Here is a 19,441-nt window from a genome sequence, read left to right on the forward strand (position 1 = left end):
TCACAGGCTCTGTGTGACGTGCAGCATGCGTTCGCGGGCAGCAAACCACTCTTCTGCATAATCGTCATTCTTGTATTGTTCGAAATAAGGGCCGCCATCGGTGAAATGGACAATCTTGGCGGCCGGGTCATGGTCATATTCGTTGACCAGATAATTCCAATGCAGCGGCAGCCCACCGATCAGGTCATCACTTTCAAGCCATTTGAACTGATGCAGTTGCAGACCGGTTGCGGTGTTGACGTAATCCTTGGTCAGCGCCGTGCATTTGGCGTTGTTGAACAGCATGACGCTCGACCAGTTCTTCTTTTCGTATTTGGTCTGAGTCTGACCGAGAAACTTGGTTTCCACCTTTGGCTGGTAGTCATGCTTGACGCACATCACGGCGTAGCGGTCGTCGCGCAGCGCCCAGAGTTCGGCCAGATCGGCGCGCGCCAGCATGTCGCAATCCATGAACATGCTCCAGCCCTGGTAATCGCTGAGAAAAGGCACGAGAAACCGGGAGAAGGAAAACTCCGTCGATTGCAGTGGATTGCGTTCGCGCGTGAAAATACCGGCCAGATTGTCGAGGACGATGGGTGTGAAGGCGACGGGAATGGACGAATGTTCAAGAATGCTCTGCGCGAGCACATGATAGGCCACGACTTCCTTTGTATCGAAGCCAATGAAAATCTGAAGCTTGTTGTCCAACACCGCAACTCCTGAAATTGTACGTCTGTTTCTTTTAAAGGATAGGGACCGCTGCGGACAAGAGAACCAAGCGCTTAACTGCATTAGCCACCAAGAATTTGCAGTACGGCTTGCCGTTTTGCAGATTTTCTCATGGTCTCCATCGCAATAGCGTCCAATTTGAGGAAGGCGGCTCCTTAGAAACGTAATCAGTTCAACCGTAACGTCCTAAACGCAAAAACCCCGCTGTTGCCAGCGGGGTTCCATTTCATCCCCTAAGGGAAGAAATCATTATTCGATGATCGAAGCGACGATGCCGGCGCCGACGGTACGGCCACCTTCGCGGATCGCGAAGCGCAGCTTTTCTTCCATGGCGATCGGAACGATCAGTTCAACCTGAACCGTGACGTTGTCACCAGGCATAACCATTTCCGTGCCTTCCGGCAGAGAAACAATACCGGTAACGTCCGTCGTGCGGAAGTAGAACTGCGGACGGTAGTTGGTGAAGAACGGTGTATGACGGCCGCCTTCTTCCTTCGTCAGGATGTAGGCTTCTGCCATGAACTTCTTGTGTGGCTTGACAGAGCCGGGCTTGCACAGGATCTGACCGCGCTCAACGCCATCGCGCTGTACGCCACGAACCAGGGCACCAATGTTGTCGCCAGCCTGACCCTGATCGAGCAGCTTGCGGAACATTTCAACGCCGGTAACGGTCGTCTTCGAGGTGGCGCGGATGCCGACGATTTCGACTTCTTCACCAACCTTGACGATACCACGCTCAACGCGACCCGTCACAACCGTACCACGGCCAGAGATCGAGAACACGTCTTCGATTGGCATCAGGAACGGCTGGTCGATCGGGCGCTCAGGCGTCGGAATGTAGGAGTCAACTGCCGCCATCAGTTCGCGGATCGCGTCTTCGCCAATCTTCTTGTTGCTGTCTTCCAGAGCAGCCAGAGCCGAACCCTTGACAATCGGAATATCGTCGCCCGGGAAGTCGTAGGACGACAGAAGTTCGCGCACTTCCAGTTCGACCAGCTCCAGAAGCTCTTCGTCGTCAACCTGGTCAACCTTGTTCAGGAACACGACGATGGCGGGAACGCCAACCTGGCGCGCCAGAAGAATGTGTTCGCGGGTCTGCGGCATCGGGCCGTCAGCTGCCGAGCAAACCAGGATCGCGCCGTCCATCTGCGCTGCACCGGTGATCATGTTCTTGACGTAGTCGGCGTGGCCGGGGCAGTCAACGTGAGCGTAGTGACGGGCAGGCGTTTCATATTCGACGTGCGCCGTCGAAATGGTGATCCCGCGGGCCTTTTCTTCCGGAGCGGCGTCGATCTGGTCATACGCCTTGTATTCACCGAAATACTTCGTAATTGCTGCCGTCAGCGACGTCTTGCCGTGGTCAACGTGGCCGATCGTGCCAATGTTAACGTGCGGCTTGTTGCGCTCAAACTTACTCTTTGCCATTTGAATGCTTCCTGTGAACGTAAAAGGTTGACGCGGCGAACCGGTTTAGTGCCGCCGTTTAAGGCTTTCGGTCCGATTGCGCAAGCCATAAATGCGCATGGCCCAAAGCAGGTGCTTTGCGGGGGTGTCCAGCAGCGCAATTCCTGCAAATGCGCGTGATAACGGCACAGATCGCATATAGGGAAACAGCTGAAAGATAAACTAAAAGAGAGTATGGAAAGCTGGAGCGGGTAGCGGGAATCGAACCCGCGTATTCAGCTTGGAAGGCTGCTGCTCTACCATTGAGCTATACCCGCGGCGGTTTTAGATCCAGGTGTCGAAATGGTGGAGGGAGTTGGATTTGAACCAACGTAGGCTGAGCCAACGGATTTACAGTCCGTCCCCTTTAACCACTCGGGCATCCCTCCAGTATTTCGACCGGATCAAGCAACCAAGCTTACTATCCCGGAGCGTCGAACTTCGCTTTCGAGCTTGGCTCACCGCGTTCCGTGGCGGCTATATGACGGCCCGAAACGGAGATGTCAACACGCCTTAGACGGAAAATTTTCATGTTTTTTCCTCGTTCAGGCATCCCGGCAAACCCGGGGTCTCTATCCCCTGGCACGCAAGCCCGCTATAAGGCGCCATGAGCAAAGATAACCCAAACGACACGTCCGACCGCGACAGCCACTATGCAACTTTGCGCCGTCAGGTGCGGGATGCAAAGCGTGAGCGCGGCGAGATTCCCACCCCGCAACCGCAAAAACGGCGCAAGTCCAACGCCGATTGGACACCGCCGCCGATCGCCCCCGACCAGGTATTTTTATATGGCCTGCACACGGTGCGCGCCGCCCTCAACAATCCCGAACGCAAGCCGATCAAGCTGTCGCTGACCCAGAATGCGCTGGTACGGCTGGAAATCGGCCCGGTCGACGCCCTGCCCTTTCCTGTGGAAATCGTCACGCCGCAGGATCTCGACAAGCATCTGGGGCCGGAAGCCATTCATCAGGGCGTCATGCTGGAGACCCGGCCACTGCCGCCTCGCCGTCTTGAAGCGCTGAAGGAAAGCCCGCTGTTGCTGGTGCTCGACCAGGTGACCGATCCGCATAATGTCGGGGCAATCATGCGCACCGCCGTCGCCTTCGGTGCTGGCGCGGTGATCACCACTATGCGCCACAGCCCGACCGAATCGGGTGTACTCGCGAAATCAGCCTCCGGTGCGCTGGAATTGATCCCTTATATCCAGATCACCAATCTCGCCGAGGCACTGGGCGAATTGCATAAGCTCGATTTCGTGTCCATCGGGCTCGATTCGGAAGGGCCGCGCCCGCTGGAAGAGACATTCAGTGGTGACAAGCTGGCGTTGGTGCTTGGTTCCGAAGGCAAGGGCCTGCGCCAAAAGACCCGTGACACGGTCAACGCACTGGCGCGGCTCGATATGCCCGGTGAGATCAAATCGCTGAACGTGTCAAATGCGGCGGCTATCGCCCTCTATGCTTCACGCCAATTCCTGCTGCGCCAAAACTGACATCAGAGCGTCGGTTCCCCTGTCCTCGACCTCGGAACCGACCATCTCCCAAGTCTTTCCAGGAATGCAACGCAGGCAATAGTGCCTCTGAGGCAGAGCCTATCATTCCCGCCCGGTCATACGCCAATACTGCTTGCTGATAGCATCGTGGTACGTTTGACATTTGGCGAAACGTCAAAATCTTCGGAACCAATGCCCAGCCCTACGGTTGTCCTTATGAACATAAGAAGGAGGATAACCATGCCAACCACAATTCCCGAAAGACCAGATGGCGCACCACGCGGCCCGCAGGGCACGCCCGGTATTCCAGACCGTAAGCAGGATGGTGCGGTAAAACCGCCAATCCAGGATCAGGGCGACACCAAAAATCCGAATGATCCGGTGCCGAGCCCGCCATTGCTGCCAATCGGTGATCCTGCCGGAATGGCCTGAGAAATCTCTTTGAATAGTGTCCCCGGCGCATCGTGAAGCGGCGGGGATGTTTTTGTATCCGTGGCGAGGCAATGTCATTGCGTTCATGGCAGTCACAGGCTGTCACGTCCCCATCGATTCCCGGTCCGCTGATTTTCTGGTCCATCGTAACCATGCCGCAAGCTTTGCGTGAAATAAATGCCGCCGATCATGCATGGCTGAATCATAGCCCATGAGAGGAGGCACCCATGAGCGACAATGTCATAAAATTCAGAAAACCCGTACCGCCGAAGCAACCGCGCCCGGGACTGCGCAAACTGGTCGTCGCTCTTTGTGTTGTCGCAGCTTTTGCGCTCGCCTGGGCTTATTTCGCGTTTATCGCACCCGGCGGGCTTTGAATAAAGCCGCAGCCGCGCCGATCCTAGGATCGGCAGCTCAAACGATGGAATTGATGTGAAAGAATGGTGCCCCCGGCAGGATTCGAACCCGCGACCCCCTGATTACAAATCAGGTGCTCTACCAACTGAGCTACAAGGGCAGTGGGGTCTGACTACCAGATTTTTCCGCGCTGTAAAGAGGCTATGATGAAAAAGCGTGATGCAGGATGGCTCAAGCCAGATCTGGCTGGGTCTGGTTTTGAACTGCTGCGCCTCCTCAAGGAGATCCATCGCGTTCCCCGTCCGCAACCCGGATTTCCAGGGTTTTAACAACGCGAAAAAACTTGGCGCAGGGTGAGTTTATCATGTACGAAGAAGGCCCTTTCCAACAGGTTTTTTCGCATGGCGCGTTCCTTCCGGTCGCTTTCTTTCGTCGCAACGAACACCCCGGAGGCGCTTGCATCCCGCGAAGAGCTGATTCGCACCTACGGATACACGCCACCCGAAGAGGCTGATGTGCTGGTCGTGCTGGGCGGCGATGGCTTCATGCTGCAAAACCTGCATGACACGATGAATTCTGGGCGGCTGATCTATGGCATGAACAGGGGCAGCGTCGGCTTCCTGATGAATGATTACCGGGTGGAAGACCTGCCTGAGCGAATCGCCATCGCCACGGAGAATGATTTTCATCCCTTGAAAATGACCGCCGTTAGCGAAGACGGCACGCAAACCGTGGCGCTTGCCATCAACGAAGTCTCGTTGCTGCGACAATCCTATCAGGCCGCAAAACTGAGAGTGCTGATCGACGGGCAGGAGCGCCTTGATGAGCTGATCTGCGATGGGCTGATGGTGGCGACACCGGTCGGCTCCACCGCCTATAATCTTTCCGCCCATGGCCCGATTCTTCCGCTCGATGCACCTCTCCTGGCGCTCACCCCCGTCTGCCCGTTTCGGCCCCGGCGCTGGCGTGGCGCCTTGCTTCCCGACCGGGTCACGGTGATGATCGAAGTTCTGGAGGAGCGAAAGCGTCCGGTCAACGCCGTCGCCGACAATATCGAAGTTAAGTCGGTGCTCACCGTGCAGATCGAACAAGCCAAGGATATTACCGCCCGCATTCTATCCGATCCCGATCATTCCTGGTCGGAACGAATTCTCGCCGAGCAATTTGCCAATTGAACCATTTTGTGCAGCACAAGGGGCGTAAGCCGGAGTGAACCAATGCAGATGAAGGGACGCCTGGATTTTTCAGCATCCGCCACCGCTTTTGCCGCGGCACTGATGGTCTGCACCCTCACCTTTTCGTTCCCGAGCACCGCCGCCTTGGCACAGGAAGCCGAAACGGTGCCGCCCGCCGTGACATTCCTGATCAGCGGTGGCTATTGGGAGGATCCCGGCACGGCAAACAGCACCGGCATCGTCAAAAGCCCTGGCGTCATCGACGCAAGTAAGGATGGGACACGGCGCGGCTATTACCGGCTCTACGCCCTGCGCCAGCCGGATCGAACCGCAAAGGTTTTCCTCAGCCAGATTTCAGTTACCGATCAAGGGTCACAGATTATCGACACCGTTGAATTGCAGGAAATCACCGATCTGCATGCCTATGTCACCGATATTCGCAGCGAAGATCCCTCCGGGGTTAATCGCGGCTTCGGCCTTTCGGCAACCGTCTATCTGAAGCAAGACGCCCGCTCGAACGATCCGGAGAGCTGGACAGTTGTTGTCGATGAATTCGGCGAGATCCAGGTCGAGCGTGAAAGCCACTGAGCGCAATCAGACCGCTCTGCTCCTGAGCCGGCTGTAATCATAGGCAATGGACTGCTTGAAGCCTTGCAGCCTGTCCAGGATCAATTCGGCATAATCGTCCAGAGAAATGCTTCTGTCTTCAACCTTCGTCAGGCCACGGGATACGGGCACCAGCAAGTCACCGGGTACGGTTCCACGCAAGGAGTGGATGGCCAGCGGATCGGCGCCTTGCGCACCCAATCCTGGTGCAAGAATGATCGAACGGGGCATAAATTGTCTAAGGCGACGTCCTTCCGCAGGAACCGTCGCACCGATAACCGCCCCAATGGCACTGAGATCACCGTCCTCAATCGTGTCAGGTATAAAACCGCCGATCAGCCCAGCCAGCCGGTCCGAGATAAGCTGATTGCCCGTCATCTTGTCCTGAAGCCAGCCTGCGCCCGGATTGGAGGTGCGGCAGAGGACGAACAGGCCTTTGCCATGCGCCTGCGCTGCCTCGACAAAGGGGGCAAGCGTGTCGGGTCCCATGAGTGGATTGACGGTCAGGCAATCCGCCTCGAAGTCACCGCTTCCCCCTTCCGCGCCGGGAACAAGATAGGCTTTGGCATAGGCTGACGCGGTTGCACCGATATCGCCGCGCTTTGCATCGAGGATAACCCCAATGCCCGCCGCCCGCGCGCGTGCCATGCCCGTCGACAGAGCCTTCAAGCCTTTAAGGCCGCAAGCCTCGAAATAAGCCGACTGAAACTTGACGAAGCCAACATGGCCCTCGATCGTATCGAGAAGAAACTCCACATAGTCTTCGATCCAGCATCCATCGCCACTCTCGAATAGGGCGGGAATATCGCCAAGCGCTGGGTCGATTCCAGCGACCAGATCGCCATAATGCTCGACATTGGCTTTGACGATTTCAGTCCATGTCGGCATGAGGTGCTTTCCTTTTGCTCACGATCCGACAATCATTATACAAAAAAACCGCCTGAACAGAAGCTCAGACGGTTTGCATTTCACTGCGTGCAAGAGGCGCGGCACAAGAACCGCCGAACATGGCCCGACATCAGTCGATATCGGAAACAGCATCGGCGCTGCCGCTGATGCGATGGGCGAGAGCGGCCTCCATGAAGGGGCTGATGTCGCCGTTCAGGACGTCGTCGGGCGCTGTGCTTTCGACACCGGTGCGCAGATCCTTGACCAACTGATAGGGCTGCAATACGTAGGAGCGAATCTGGTGGCCCCAACCGATATCAGTCTTGGACGCTGCCTCGGCATTGGCGGCTTCCTCGCGTTTCTTCAGCTCGACTTCGTAGAGACGGGCGCGCAACATGTCCCAGGCCTTGGCCTTGTTCTTGTGCTGCGACCGTTCCTGCTGGCAGGAGACTGCAATACCGCTTGGAATATGGGTGATTCGCACCGCCGAGTCCGTGGTGTTGACGTGCTGACCGCCCGCACCAGAGGAGCGGTAGGTATCGATACGGCAATCGCTTTCGTTGATGTCGATTTGAATCGAATCATCCACCACCGGGTAGACCCAGATGGAAGAAAACGAGGTGTGGCGCCGTGCGTTGCTGTCATAGGGCGAAATGCGCACCAGGCGATGCACGCCCGATTCGGTCTTCATCCAGCCATAGGCATTGTGGCCCTTGACCAGGATGGTGGCCGACTTGATGCCCGCTTCTTCGCCGTCATGCACTTCCAGCAATTCCACCTTGAAACCACTGCGCTCGGCCCAGCGGGTATACATGCGCAACAGCATGTTGGCCCAGTCCTGGCTTTCCGTGCCGCCGGCACCCGAATGCACTTCAACATAGGTGTCATTGCCATCAGCTTCACCCGACAGCATGGCTTCGACCTGCAATTTACCGGATTCGGCCTTGAGGGCTTTCAGGCCTTCCTCGGCCTCCTTGACGATGCTCTCGTCGCCCTCTTCCTCACCCATCTCGATCAGCTCGATATTATCTTTCATCTGCTGTTCGAGACGGCGCACGCCGGCAATGCTGTCTTCCAGCTGCTGGCGCTCGCGCATCAGCTTCTGGGCCTCAGCCGCGTCGTTCCAGAGGTTGGGGTCCTCTGCCTTGTTGTTCAACCAGTCCAGTCGTCTTACCGCCTGATCCCAGTCAAAGATGCCTCCTCAGCAGGCTTATGGCCTGCTTGATTTCGTCGACGACATTTTCGATTTCGTTACGCATGGGTCCTTTTCTCGGAATCTTGTTTTTCGATATCGTGCCCGGTCCATAATTGCCGATGCCCCGGAAGTAAAGTCCGGGGCATGGCGACAAGCTTGATCGTTCTGTTAAAACAGGCCGGGCGTCCCGGACTGAACGGCCTGGTTGACCTGCGGCGAGCTTTTCATGATCTCATCGGGCTGCATATTGCTGTCCATGCCGATCACCGAGAGGCTGTCGGCCGGGCCGGTGCCGGGCTTGAAGGCCTCAACAATCGTATCAGGATCGCCCACGACCGCCGCCATGCCAGTCTTGCGGTTGACGGCAATCATCTGCATACCGTCAGGCACCTTGAACTTGCTGGGCGGTGTGCCCTTCACTGCGGTCTGCATGAATTCATTAAATACAGGTGCTGACATCGAGCCCCCCGTCGCACCCCGGCCCATCGGGGTCGGATTGTCGTAACCGATATAAACACCGGCGACGATATTCGGGGTGAAGCCGACGAACCAGGTATCCTTCGCGTCGTTGGTGGTGCCGGTCTTACCCGCCACGTCGCGGTCCAGCTTGATCTTGCCATAGGCCGTGCCGCGCTGGATGACGCCCTGCATCATTGAGGTGATCTGATAGGAGGTCATCGGATCAAGCACCTGCAACCGGTTATCGGCCAGAACCGGCTCATCCTGATTGTGCCATTCGTCGGCATTGCAGCCTTCGCAAATCCGCTCTTCATGTTTGAAGATCGTCTTGCCGTAGCGATCCTGGATCCGGTCGATCAGTGTCGGCTTGATCTGCTTGCCGCCATTGGCGATCACCGCATAGGCGGACACCATGCGCATGACAGTGGTTTCCCCTGCCCCCAGCGACATGGACAACACGGGCTGCATATGATCGTAAATGCCGAAGCGCTCGGCATATTCGGCCACCAAATTCATGCCCATGTCATTGGCCAAACGCACGGTCATCAAATTGCGCGAATGCTCGATGGCAAACCGCAGCGTTGCCGGACCAATGGAACCGCCGCCGTCGTTTTGCGGTCGCCAGACTTCGCCGCCGGACACAAATTCCACCGGTGCATCCAGCACCACGGAAGCTGGCGTATAGCCGCTATCCAGCGCCGCCGCATAGACGAAGGGTTTGAAGGACGAACCCGGCTGACGCATGGCCTGCGTCGCGCGGTTGAATTCCGATTGGGCGTAGGAGAAACCGCCAACCAGAGCCAGAACGCGGCCCGTATGCGGGTCCATGGCAACAAAACCGCCCTGGACTTTCGGCGGCTGCCGCAGGCGATAATTAGTGGAGGTATCGGCGCCGCTCTTCTCGGCATAGACCACGTCACCGGGCTGCAAGACACCGTCAGGCGATTTGGCCGTCTTGCGGTCGCCGCGTCCCGACCTATAGGCCCAATCCATCGCATCGGCCTTGATGGTGCCGGTCAAACGCTCCGGCACGACTTTGCCCGCGCCGTCACGATCCGGTTTCAGACCGATCTGCACCTCTGTCTTGGAAGTAGAGAGTACGACCGCGACTTCCCATTCCGGCACGTCGGCAAGGCTGGCCACATCGGCCAGCGGCACGCCCCAATCGGACCCCATGTCTATATGGGTGATCGGACCGCGATAGCCACGCCGTTCGTCATAGCTCAGCAAACCATCCTGAAGCGCCTTGCGGGCGGCGACTTGTAGTTCTGGATCGAGCGAGGTGCGCACAGAAAGCCCGCCTTCATAAAGGGACTTGGTGCCGTATTTATCGATAATCTGACGGCGCACTTCTTCGGAGAAATAATCCGAGGCAAACACATTGCCACCACCGCGCCGCAGGTTGACGCCCAGGTCTTCCTTCTTGGCGGTGTCGCCATCGGCCTGGCTGACGAAGCCGTTCTCCACCAGCCGGTCGATAACCCAATTGCGGCGCTCGATAGCGGCCTGGGTATGGCGATAGGGATGGTAGTTGGCCGGGCCTTTAGGCAGAGAAGCAAGATAAGCGGTTTCGGCAATCGTCAGTTCGGTGACCGGCTTGTCGAAATAGGTGAGTGCCGCCGCAGCGATACCATAGGAATTCAGTCCGAAGAAAATCTCGTTCAGATAAAGCTCAAGGATCTTGTCCTTGGAATAGGCCTGCTCGATGCGGAAGGAGAGAATGGCCTCCTTGATCTTGCGGTCCATGGTCTGGTCGGACGACAGAAGAAAATTCTTGGCGACCTGCTGGGTGATGGTCGAAGCGCCGACGGGACGGCGACCGGAGCCGAAATTCTGCAAGTTCACCAGGATGGCGCGGCCAAGACCCCAGATATCGACACCGGGATGGGTGTAGAAATTCTTGTCTTCCGCCGACAGGAAAGCCGCCTTCACACGATCGGGAATGGCCTGGATCGGCATGAACAGCCGCCGTTCATGGGCATATTCGGCAATCAGCGCGCCGTTACCGGCATGGACGCGGGTCATCACGGGCGGCGCATACCGGCTCAATACCTCGTAATCAGGTAGATCCTTGGTAATGGTCTTCAGATAGATGGCAGCAGCGGCTGCCGCGGCAAGCGCGGCAACGGAAGCCAATCCGAAGAGATATCCAATCAGTCTTATCATCGTGAAGCTACCGGCAATCGCTTTCGGTTCGCATACGCCTGTATGTCAAGCATCGCTTATATCGTGGCGTTTTGCATACGACGCCACCAATTACAAGTCGGGAGGCGTATTGAACACCACCGCCCGGGTGTTTCCTGGTGTTGTTGTGACAATGTGCGTAAAATAGGGCCTCGCCCCTGTTACACACAGCCATCGCGATCAACTTTCATGTTTCCGCATTATTCTTCGATAGATCGGCACACGCAGAGGCATTCACAGTAAACACCGAGGCTTTGCCTTTAGAGCATTTCCAGCCAAAATGTATCGCGGTTTTGCATCCCGAGCGTCAACCACCTTTGGCAACAAGCGGCTGGCGATATTTCTTCACCGCCTCGGCGATCAGTTTCACCACTTTGCCGCGCCAGGCCGGATCGAGCAAGAGCTTCTCGTCCTCCTTGTTGGACAGAAACCCAAGTTCGAGCAGCACGGACGGCACATCCTGGGCCTGCAACACTCGGAATCCGGCAAAGCGATGCGGATTGTTGATCAGGTTGATCTGCCCGTCGAACGACGTCACCACCGATTTGGCCATGGCGATGGAAAAGGCCTGAGTCTCCCGCCGGGTAAGGTCCGCCAGGATATCGGAGACTTCCTGAGGTTCGGCGCTCGCATCGACACCGCCAACCTCGTCCGATTGGTTTTCACGCGCTGCCGCCGCTTCGGCGAGATGGTCGGATGCCTTGTCGGAAATGGTATAAACGGTCGCGCCGCGAATATTGGCCTGGCCCAGCATATCGGCATGCAGCGAAATAAACAGGTTTGCGCCTTTCTGCCGGGCCAGCGTCACGCGCTGCGACAGGGACAGGAACGTATCGCCATCGCGGGTCAGGAAGGCCTTGACGCCCTTTTGCCTGTTAAGCTCGACAGCCAGCGCCCGGGCAAAACCCAGCGTCACGGTTTTTTCCGGCGTATTGGTGGTCTTGCCTGTGGCCCCGGTGTCGATACCGCCATGGCCGGCATCGACGGCAATCAGAAACTCGCCATCCGTCGCGGGCGCCGCCTGTTCTATGCGCGGGCTCTTACCATTGCTGTAGGCATCCGCCTCCCAGGCCTGGGAGGCGACCAGTTTGGAAAATGTGTCATTATCGGTCATCTCCGCATCGAGAATCAGTCGAAATCCCTGCCCCTCGTCATTTTTACGAATGTCGGTGAGGACGAGTTTGGCAGGCCGCGACGTCGTCAGCACGATACGCGAATGGGTAGCGTCGATGGAGCCGAAACGGATCTCCCGAAACAGGCCACGGGCCACCAGTGCCTCGGCTGGAAAGGCAAAGACGGTGGCTGGCAGATCGACGACGATGCGATCCGGATTGCCGATATAGCGCACGGTCGTTTCCGGCTTCTGGTCGAAATCCATGACGATACGGGTGCGGGCATCGTCACCGGCGATACGGGCTGCAAACGCGGCGAGACGATCCGCCGAAAAGGCTTTTGCAGGCGCCAAGCCCGCGATAATACAGGCCAATAGCCACAGGATCGCCAAGCCGGGCCGCTTGCCTTGCCTCATGCTGACCATCGTTGAACGCACTATCCGTCCATGCCGCGACACCATTTCGCTCACGCTTTAAAAGTCCCGATCATTCACACCCATCCTTCAACCCTGCCCAAACGACCGAACCGATTGGCAACTGGAAATTACAACCACCGGCGGCACAGGATGCGATCCTAACCATAAACCGGAGCGCGCATACCGCCTATCCATCATTGCTCATCGCTGCGCGCAAGTGCAACAATTCTAATCTATTGGTCTTATCAATATTATGGCAGGGCAGGCTTTGCCGCTTGCCAATGTGACACAGACGACATACAACAGAAATAAGGGTTAAAATTGTCGACGGGATAGAGTCATCCGACGGCTGCCAACCAAAACGGACCTGGCGCCATTTGTCTGATTTTTCATCCGCCGCCAAGGCATTTTTGTCCCGAAACTGAATCGTCCAGCTGGAATCTCCGGCAAAATAACAGGGCGGGAGACCGCCAAACGCTCTTTTGAGCATTCATTGGGCCTTATTAAGAGGCCTTTGTCATTGTCGCTTTTGTTTTGGTATTTGATGTCGTTGCAGCAGCCTTTGTCCGATGTTGTCCGCCTTGGGGCCTTTGATGCCCTGAACGCTGACGGACTGCTGCCAGGAAAGATACCGCAGACGAGAGCACCGATATCCGGCGCATCGCTCACGAGATCAGCCCCGCTTGGCACCAGGCCTGCGGCATTGCTCGCCACCGGTCGCGCCGAGGAGCAGAGCTTACATGGCAGACAAAATGCTAATCGATGCGTCTCACGAAGAAGAGACGCGCGTCGTTGTCGTTCGCGGTAACAGGATCGAAGAATTCGATTTTGAATCCCAGCATAAGAAACAGATCCGCGGCAACATCTATCTGGCCAAAGTCACACGGGTCGAGCCTTCCTTGCAGGCCGCCTTCGTCGATTACGGCGGCAATCGCCACGGCTTCCTGGCTTTTGCAGAAATCCATCCCGATTATTATCAGATCCCGCTTGCCGACCGTCAGGCCTTGCTGAAGGCTGAAGCCGAAGAGCATGGCCGTCACGACGACGGCGATTTCGAGCCGGTGCGCAGCAGAGATCCCGGCGAACGCGACCAGCCGGTGATTGCCGATCCGGCCGAATTCGCCAATGAAGCTGAAGAAGTCGCTGGTCTCGCCGTCAACCAGGCCGATGACGATCACGCGCAAACCACAGCCGAGCAGCCGGCAGATGCGCCGCAAGCCGAGACGTCCCAGACTGACGCAGTACAGGCCGACGCAGTACCGGCTGAGCCGCAAGCAGACGAGGCAGCCCCCGAGGCCGCAGCAAAGCCCAAGGCACGCCGTCCGCGCAAACCCCGCAAGAAGGCAGGCGATGTTGAAGCCAGCGCCGATGAAGCCTCCGCAGAACCGGTCGCCGTCGAAAGCGACGAGACACCGGACGACGGATCGAGCAATGGCAGCATGGCCGCCATGGTCGACACGGACTCCATCTCGGAAGAAACCGATAGCCGCCATCGTCATGACGATGATGACGACGACGATGATGATGACGGCGAGAAGGAAGAAATCGAATCCGTTGGTGCCGAAGACGCCATGGAAGAGGTTCCCGACCGGGTGCGCCGCACGCCGCGCAAGCAATATCGCATCCAGGAAGTTATCAAGCGCCGCCAGATCCTGCTGGTGCAGGTCGCCAAGGAAGAACGCGGCAACAAGGGTGCTGCGCTGACCACCTACCTGTCTCTGGCAGGCCGCTATTCTGTTCTGATGCCGAATACGGCACGCGGCGGCGGCATTTCGCGCAAAATCACCAACCCTGCCGACCGCAAGCGTTTGAAGGAAGTGGCCCGCGATCTGGAAGTGCCGCTGGGCATGGGCGTTATCCTGCGCACCGCAGGTGCCAATCGCACCAAGGTCGAGGTCAAGCGCGATTTCGAATATCTGATGCGTCTCTGGGAAAACGTTCGCACCCTGACACTGAATTCCACCGCACCTTGCCTCGTCTATGAGGAAGGCTCACTGATCAAGCGCTCGATCCGCGACCTGTATAACAAGGATATCAGCGAGATCGTGGTGTCAGGCGAAGAAGGCTATCGTGAAGCGAAAGACTTCATGAAAATGCTGATGCCAAGCCATGCCAAGGTGGTTCAGCCCTACCGCGATATTCACCCGATCTTCTCGCGCTCCGGCATCGAGGCCCAGCTGGACCGGATGTTGCAGCCGCAGGTGACGCTGAAGTCCGGTGGTTATATCATCATCAACCAGACCGAAGCGCTGGTGTCCATCGACGTGAACTCGGGTCGTTCGACCCGCGAATATTCCATCGAAGACACCGCCCTGCAAACCAATCTGGAAGCCGCGGAAGAAGTGGCCCGCCAGTTGCGCCTGCGTGACCTTGCCGGTCTGATCGTCATCGACTTCATCGACATGGAAGAGAAGCGCAACAACCGCTCTGTCGAGAAGAAGCTGAAGGATTGCCTGAAAAACGACCGCGCCCGTATCCAGGTCGGACGTATTTCGCATTTCGGTCTGCTGGAAATGTCGCGTCAGCGCATTCGCGCCAGCGTGTTGGAATCGACCACCCAGGTCTGCCAGCATTGCTCCGGCACAGGCCTGATCCGTTCGCAGTCCTCCGTTGCCCTGCATGTGCTGCGCGGCGTCGAAGAATATCTGCTGAAAAGCACCACGCACGACATTACCGTGCGTACCCTGCCGGAAACGGCGCTTTACCTGCTCAACCACAAGCGCGGCTCGATTGTCGATTATGAAAACCGCTTCGGCGTGTCGATCATCATCGACTCGGATGCCAGCGTCGGTCACCAGCATTTCGCCATCGACAAGGGCGAGCCGGTTGCCAATCCGGTCCGCATCGAAACCTTGCTGCCGCTGATCAGCGAGCCGGAAGAGGACGACCCGATCATTGAGATCGAGGAAGAGGATGACGAGGATGTCGTCGAGGTGCCTGTTCAGGCACAGCCCGCATCAAGTGGCAATGCCGCAGCAAGTGCCGCCGAAGACGGCAACCGCAAGCGCAAGCGCCGCCGCCGTCGCCGTGGCAAGAATGGCAATGGCCATGCCGATGGACAGCAGAATGCTGCCGGCGGTGACGAAGGCGACGATGACAGCGAAGGCGATGACGACGCCGAAGACACGTCAGAAGACCGCGATGATAGTGTCGAGGCCTCTGACGCGTCTGAAGACGGCAACAGCGAAAGCCAGCGCCGCAAGCGCCGCCGTCGCGGAAAACGCGGTGGACGTCGCGGTCGCGATGAAAATGGCGTCAGCGCCGATGCCGAAGGCAATGATAGCGCCGAAGATGACGACAGTGCGGAGGAGTCGGCGCAAGCTGACACTGATCAGGCTGCAGCCGTCGCTGCTGCACCGTCCGAAGCCGTCTCCGTAAGCGTTGAGGTAGATGCTCCGGCCATAGAAGCTGTAAAAGCCGATGAGCCCGTGGCTGCCAAGCCACGCCGGGCTCGCAAGCCGAAAGCGTCAGCCAAAACCGAAGCCGCTGACAGCGTCGAAACGGTAACGGAACCTGCTGCTGTCCCTGAGGCTGTGGTTGTCGAAGCACCGGCTGCTGTCGAGCCTGTCGCCGCCGCCCCCGTCTCGGAAGAGACGTCAGTACCGGCACCTGCTCAGGACGTCTCTACGCCAGAACCTGCGGTCGAAGCACCTGCTCCTGAAGTTGCGAGCGAGCCAGAGGCCGTAAGTGATGCCAGTGCCGAAAAGCCGGTGCGCGCCAATCGGTCGTCCAATGTCAGCACATCCGAACCGGTCGTCACCTCGGTGACCAATGGCGACGAAGCTCCAAAGCCCAAGAAGGGCGGATGGTGGCAGAAGCGCGGCTTCCTCTAGGAGGGACTTGCGTCTTAAACATTCAAAAACGGCCACGCTCCAGCGTGGCCGTTTTCGTTTAATGGCAAGCGTTCATGCGTCTTACGGTCTGTGAAACGGTGTGATCAACCGAAATCTGGCGCCGCCACCGATGATGGCCTCATGCGGTTCATGACCAGCGTCGGTCTGCCCATATAGGTCACCTCACCCTTACGACTATAGCCGCTTTTCTCCGCAACCCGGATCGACGCCTGGTGCTGCGGGTCGAAAAGGCAGACAGTTTCTCCATGGGCAAAATTCCGGTCACCCCAGCCAAGCGCCGCGGCGACGGCTTCGGTGGCAATACCCCGACCATGGCCATCGGCAATCAGCACCCAGCCGATTTCCGGCACCTCGTCCAAGGGCGGGGTGATATCGCGCTTGTAACTGGCAAAGCCGACTTCGCCGAGAAAGGCGCCGCTGATCCGGTCTTCGACAACCCAATAACCGAAGGACAGCGCCTGCCAATGGCCGATATAGCGTAGCAGTCGCGACCAGCTGTCGGATCGGCTCGATGGCTTCCCGCTGATATAGCGCACCACTCTCTCGTCCGCCCACATCCGGGCCGATGCCTCGAAATCTTCCAGGCGATGACCGCGCAATCGCAGCCTTTCGGTTTCAAGAACAGGCACGCGCGACACCATTGGCTCATCCTGCATGTGGCATCCCCTGCTGTTTCTTGAGTGATCCTGACAAACAGAATCAATCCTTTCACAGATTGATTCAAGAGCTTGCGACATTGAGTCTGAAATCGATCTCAAGCCATTGAAATCTCGAAAAAGTCACGCAAGCCAGTTGGCGATTCTGTCGGTGGCGTCGGTCAGGTCGGCCAGTGTTCCCGCATAGGAAATCCGCAAGGCCCGGTGGCCTTCCAGCGGATCAAAATCCAGGCCAGGCGTTGCCGCCACATGGGTTTGCGCCAGCAATCTGCGGGCAAATTCCATGCTGTCATTGGTGAAACGGCTGACATCGACATAGGCATAGAAGGCGCCATCCATGGGAGACAGCAGCGGCATGCCCAGCGCAGGCAGTCGAGCCTGGAGAAAATCGCGATTGGCGCGGCAACCGGCCCGGTACTCTTCCAATTCATCGCCTGCCTCAAGCGCAGCCATGGCGGCAATCTGCGATAATTCAGGCGCCGAAATATAGAGGCTCTGGGCGACGCATTCCACGCCACGTACCAGTGTCGGGGGCAGGACCATCCAGCCGATCCGCCAGCCGGTCATCCGATAATATTTGGAGAAGGAATTGATGACGACGGCGTCAGGCGCAAATTCCACCGCGCTTGCTTCCTCCACGCCATAGGTCAGGCCGTGATAGATCTCGTCGGAAATGAAGCTAACACCATTGTCGTCGCACCACAGCGCCAGACGCTGCAACGCCGCCCGGCCGGTGACCGTGCCGGTGGGATTGGCGGGGCTGGCCAGAAGCACGCCTTTCAGCCGCACACCCGCCGCCCTCGCCGCACGCTCCAAACTGTCGGGCGTCAGGGTATAATCGGTATCAGGACCAACAGGCACTTCAATGACCACCAGTCCCAGCGCCTTCAGGATGTTGCGATAGGCGGGATAGCCGGGCCGGGCGATGGCAACGGCGTCCCCGGCCTCAAACAGTGTCAGAAATGCCAGGTTGAAACCCGCCGACGAGCCAGTCGTCACCATGATTCGCTCCGCCGCGACCTCCGTGCCGTGGCGACGACGGTAATAATCGGCAAGCCCCTGACGCAGGTCGGCACGGCCGAGAGCGTCGGTATAGCCGATCTGGCCCGCCCGCAAGGCCACTTCCGCCGCCCGGATCGCCCGCTCGGGCGCTGGCGCGCCAGGCTGACCGACTGCCAGAGAAATCACCTTATGGCCAGCGGCCTTCAACCGGTTGGCCTCGGCCAGAATATCCATGGCGTGGAACGGTTCGACGGCACTGCGGGTGGAAAGCATAACCAAGATGGATCTCTTTCTATTCTATAGGAGGCTGAAACAGAAATGCGCCTGACATTTGCCGCATTGCGCACCCTATCACAATGGGAAGAGCCATGCCGGAATGCGTTTTCCCGCTTTTCCCGGTCAGGGAATGAGCTACGTTCACACTTCCATTTCGAGGTGGATTGACCACGAAAATAACCGGACAGACTAGACCGCCAGCGCTGCGGCTGGCACAAAGCCCCAAGACCGGCGAGGCGGACATGCATGCCGCCGAAAACGCAGGCCAAAAATGATGGCCGAAGACAATGGCCAGAGACGAGGATTGACATGAAGATACGATTTTTTCGCACTGCCGTTTTGGCAACGCTCATTGCCTCGACCGGCCTCGGCGCGCCAGCCTACGCGCTGGATGACAAGCAGAAGCAAGAAATCGGCGCCTTCATCAAGGAATATCTGATCGCCCATCCGGAAATCATGCTCGACGTGCAGGACGCCTTGCAAAAGAAGCAGGAAGAGGCCCGCGCCAGCCAGGCCTCCAGCGGCATTGAACGCAACAAGGCTGAGATCTTCAATTCGAAGGATGATATCGTCCTTGGCAATCCGAAGGGCGACGTGACCATCGTTGAGTTCTTCGACTATAATTGCGGCTATTGCCGCCATGCGCTGGCCGACATGGATACCATCCTGAAGGCCGATAAGAATGTGCGGTTCGTCCTGAAGGAATTCCCGATTCTTGGGCCAGATTCGGTGGCCGCACACCGCGTTGCAGACGCATTCCGCAAGCTGGCACCGGAAAAATACAGCGACTTCCACCATGCCCTGCTTGGTAGTGAAGGTCGCGCCACGCAGGAAAGCGCCATCGATGCGGGTGTGATACTGGGGGTTTCGGAAGCAGCCCTTCGTAAGGAAATGACTGACAGCCCCAATGACACATCCGTCAAAAAGGTCTATCAACTGGCCCAGGACCTGGGCATCAACGGCACACCCGCCTATGTGATCGGCAATGAACTGGTTTCTGGTGCCATCGGTGCAGATGCTCTCCAGGAGAAGCTGACGAATGTTCGCACCTGCGGCAAATCAACCTGCTGAATCCACCAGATAGTCGCGATATCCAGCTGATTTTACAGTGAAGCCATAGGGAGAAAAGCGCAAAGGGCTTTTCCTTCAACGGATGCCGGTTTATAGGAGGCGGTCGAAAACGCGACGG

Annotated in this window: 15 protein-coding genes and 3 tRNA genes; 7 read left to right on the forward strand and 11 right to left on the reverse strand. The window is 57.8% G+C overall.

Annotated elements, in window-relative coordinates; translation table 11 throughout:
- The 4 genes from IEI95_RS19430 to IEI95_RS19445 form a co-directional block, all read right to left on the reverse strand.
- Entirely contained in the window at positions 1-690 is a 690-nt protein-coding gene (locus IEI95_RS19430) for a glycosyltransferase family protein (RefSeq protein WP_194416920.1), read from the reverse strand.
- Between the two features lie 267 nt (positions 691-957).
- The gene (gene tuf, locus IEI95_RS19435; protein WP_015915721.1) at positions 958-2,133 is read right to left on the reverse strand and encodes an elongation factor Tu; all 1,176 of its coding nucleotides are present in this window, start codon (positions 2,131-2,133) and stop codon (positions 958-960) included.
- 222 nt (positions 2,134-2,355) lie between these two features.
- Positions 2,356-2,429 (reverse strand) — tRNA-Gly (locus IEI95_RS19440).
- A 26-nt stretch (positions 2,430-2,455) separates the two neighbouring features.
- Positions 2,456-2,540: transfer RNA gene (locus tag IEI95_RS19445), tRNA-Tyr, on the reverse strand.
- 218 nt (positions 2,541-2,758) lie between these two features.
- Here IEI95_RS19445 and IEI95_RS19450 point away from each other — a divergent pair.
- The 3 genes from IEI95_RS19450 to IEI95_RS19460 all read left to right on the forward strand — a co-directional run bounded on the left by IEI95_RS19450 (position 2,759) and on the right by IEI95_RS19460 (position 4,449).
- Positions 2,759-3,640, forward strand: a complete 882-nt coding sequence (locus tag IEI95_RS19450) for a TrmH family RNA methyltransferase (RefSeq protein ID WP_156533257.1) — start codon at positions 2,759-2,761, stop codon at positions 3,638-3,640.
- 240 nt (positions 3,641-3,880) lie between these two features.
- Positions 3,881-4,072, forward strand: a complete 192-nt coding sequence (locus IEI95_RS19455) for a hypothetical protein (protein WP_041696466.1) — start codon at positions 3,881-3,883, stop codon at positions 4,070-4,072.
- 227 nt (positions 4,073-4,299) lie between these two features.
- The gene (locus IEI95_RS19460; protein WP_015915719.1) at positions 4,300-4,449 is read left to right on the forward strand and encodes a hypothetical protein; all 150 of its coding nucleotides are present in this window, start codon (positions 4,300-4,302) and stop codon (positions 4,447-4,449) included.
- 64 nt (positions 4,450-4,513) lie between these two features.
- On the opposite strand, the gene IEI95_RS19465 is transcribed toward IEI95_RS19460, so the two are convergent.
- A tRNA-Thr gene (locus IEI95_RS19465) sits at positions 4,514-4,589 on the reverse strand.
- Between the two features lie 241 nt (positions 4,590-4,830).
- Here IEI95_RS19465 and IEI95_RS19470 point away from each other — a divergent pair.
- Together IEI95_RS19470 and IEI95_RS19475 are read left to right on the forward strand one after the other, a co-directional pair.
- Positions 4,831-5,604, forward strand: a complete 774-nt coding sequence (locus IEI95_RS19470) for an NAD kinase (protein WP_156533258.1) — start codon at positions 4,831-4,833, stop codon at positions 5,602-5,604.
- A gap of 42 nt (positions 5,605-5,646) precedes the next feature.
- The gene (locus tag IEI95_RS19475) at positions 5,647-6,192 is read left to right on the forward strand and encodes a hypothetical protein (RefSeq protein WP_234934240.1); all 546 of its coding nucleotides are present in this window, start codon (positions 5,647-5,649) and stop codon (positions 6,190-6,192) included.
- Positions 6,193-6,198: 6 nt separating this feature from the next.
- Here IEI95_RS19475 and pyrF read toward each other — a convergent pair whose 3' ends face one another.
- The 4 genes from pyrF to IEI95_RS19495 all read right to left on the reverse strand — a co-directional run bounded on the left by pyrF (position 6,199) and on the right by IEI95_RS19495 (position 12,464).
- Entirely contained in the window at positions 6,199-7,098 is a 900-nt protein-coding gene (gene pyrF / locus IEI95_RS19480) for an orotidine-5'-phosphate decarboxylase (RefSeq protein WP_156533259.1), read from the reverse strand.
- Positions 7,099-7,228: 130 nt separating this feature from the next.
- Positions 7,229-8,357 (reverse strand): peptide chain release factor 2 gene (prfB, locus tag IEI95_RS19485; RefSeq protein WP_139191396.1). Its coding sequence is split into 2 segments (ribosomal slippage): positions 7,229-8,287 and positions 8,289-8,357, totalling 1,128 coding nucleotides; the frame shifts between segments, so codons are not numbered across the junction.
- Between the two features lie 104 nt (positions 8,358-8,461).
- On the reverse strand, positions 8,462-10,918 hold the full coding sequence (locus tag IEI95_RS19490) for a penicillin-binding protein 1A (RefSeq protein ID WP_194416921.1): 2,457 nt from the start codon (positions 10,916-10,918) through the stop codon (positions 8,462-8,464).
- A gap of 325 nt (positions 10,919-11,243) precedes the next feature.
- A complete protein-coding gene (locus IEI95_RS19495; RefSeq protein ID WP_234891013.1) occupies positions 11,244-12,464 on the reverse strand; it encodes an N-acetylmuramoyl-L-alanine amidase in 1,221 nt (406 codons plus the stop codon).
- A 740-nt stretch (positions 12,465-13,204) separates the two neighbouring features.
- Between IEI95_RS19495 and IEI95_RS19500 the strand changes: the two genes are divergently transcribed.
- Positions 13,205-16,297, forward strand: a complete 3,093-nt coding sequence (locus IEI95_RS19500) for an Rne/Rng family ribonuclease (RefSeq protein ID WP_156533262.1) — start codon at positions 13,205-13,207, stop codon at positions 16,295-16,297.
- 104 nt (positions 16,298-16,401) lie between these two features.
- Here IEI95_RS19500 and IEI95_RS19505 read toward each other — a convergent pair whose 3' ends face one another.
- Positions 16,402-16,974, reverse strand: coding sequence for a GNAT family N-acetyltransferase (locus IEI95_RS19505; RefSeq protein WP_194416922.1), 573 nt, complete (start codon positions 16,972-16,974; stop codon positions 16,402-16,404).
- A gap of 123 nt (positions 16,975-17,097) precedes the next feature.
- A complete protein-coding gene (locus IEI95_RS19510) occupies positions 17,098-18,255 on the reverse strand; it encodes a pyridoxal phosphate-dependent aminotransferase (protein WP_156533264.1) in 1,158 nt (385 codons plus the stop codon).
- A 312-nt stretch (positions 18,256-18,567) separates the two neighbouring features.
- Here IEI95_RS19510 and IEI95_RS19515 point away from each other — a divergent pair, with 312 nt between their 5' ends.
- On the forward strand, positions 18,568-19,323 hold the full coding sequence (locus IEI95_RS19515; RefSeq protein WP_420481803.1) for a DsbA family protein: 756 nt from the start codon (positions 18,568-18,570) through the stop codon (positions 19,321-19,323).
- Positions 19,324-19,441: the final 118 nt, after the last annotated feature.

This window comes from Agrobacterium vitis, from assembly GCF_014926405.1.
Taxonomy (GTDB): Bacteria; Pseudomonadota; Alphaproteobacteria; order Rhizobiales; family Rhizobiaceae; genus Allorhizobium; species Allorhizobium vitis_H.

Coding starts and splice junctions, on each gene's coding strand:
- IEI95_RS19470 (WP_156533258.1), top strand. CDS start 4,831: ATGGCGCGTTCCTTCCGGTCGCTTTCTTTCGTCGCAACGAACACCCCG.
- IEI95_RS19475 (WP_234934240.1), top strand. CDS start 5,647: ATGCAGATGAAGGGACGCCTGGATTTTTCAGCATCCGCCACCGCTTTT.
- IEI95_RS19455 (WP_041696466.1), top strand. CDS start 3,881: ATGCCAACCACAATTCCCGAAAGACCAGATGGCGCACCACGCGGCCCG.
- IEI95_RS19450 (WP_156533257.1), top strand. CDS start 2,759: ATGAGCAAAGATAACCCAAACGACACGTCCGACCGCGACAGCCACTAT.
- pyrF (WP_156533259.1), bottom strand. CDS start 7,098: ATGCCGACATGGACTGAAATCGTCAAAGCCAATGTCGAGCATTATGGC.
- tuf (WP_015915721.1), bottom strand. CDS start 2,133: ATGGCAAAGAGTAAGTTTGAGCGCAACAAGCCGCACGTTAACATTGGC.
- IEI95_RS19495 (WP_234891013.1), bottom strand. CDS start 12,464: ATGAGGCAAGGCAAGCGGCCCGGCTTGGCGATCCTGTGGCTATTGGCC.
- IEI95_RS19500 (WP_156533262.1), top strand. CDS start 13,205: ATGGCAGACAAAATGCTAATCGATGCGTCTCACGAAGAAGAGACGCGC.
- IEI95_RS19505 (WP_194416922.1), bottom strand. CDS start 16,974: ATGCAGGATGAGCCAATGGTGTCGCGCGTGCCTGTTCTTGAAACCGAA.
- IEI95_RS19460 (WP_015915719.1), top strand. CDS start 4,300: ATGAGCGACAATGTCATAAAATTCAGAAAACCCGTACCGCCGAAGCAA.
- IEI95_RS19490 (WP_194416921.1), bottom strand. CDS start 10,918: ATGATAAGACTGATTGGATATCTCTTCGGATTGGCTTCCGTTGCCGCG.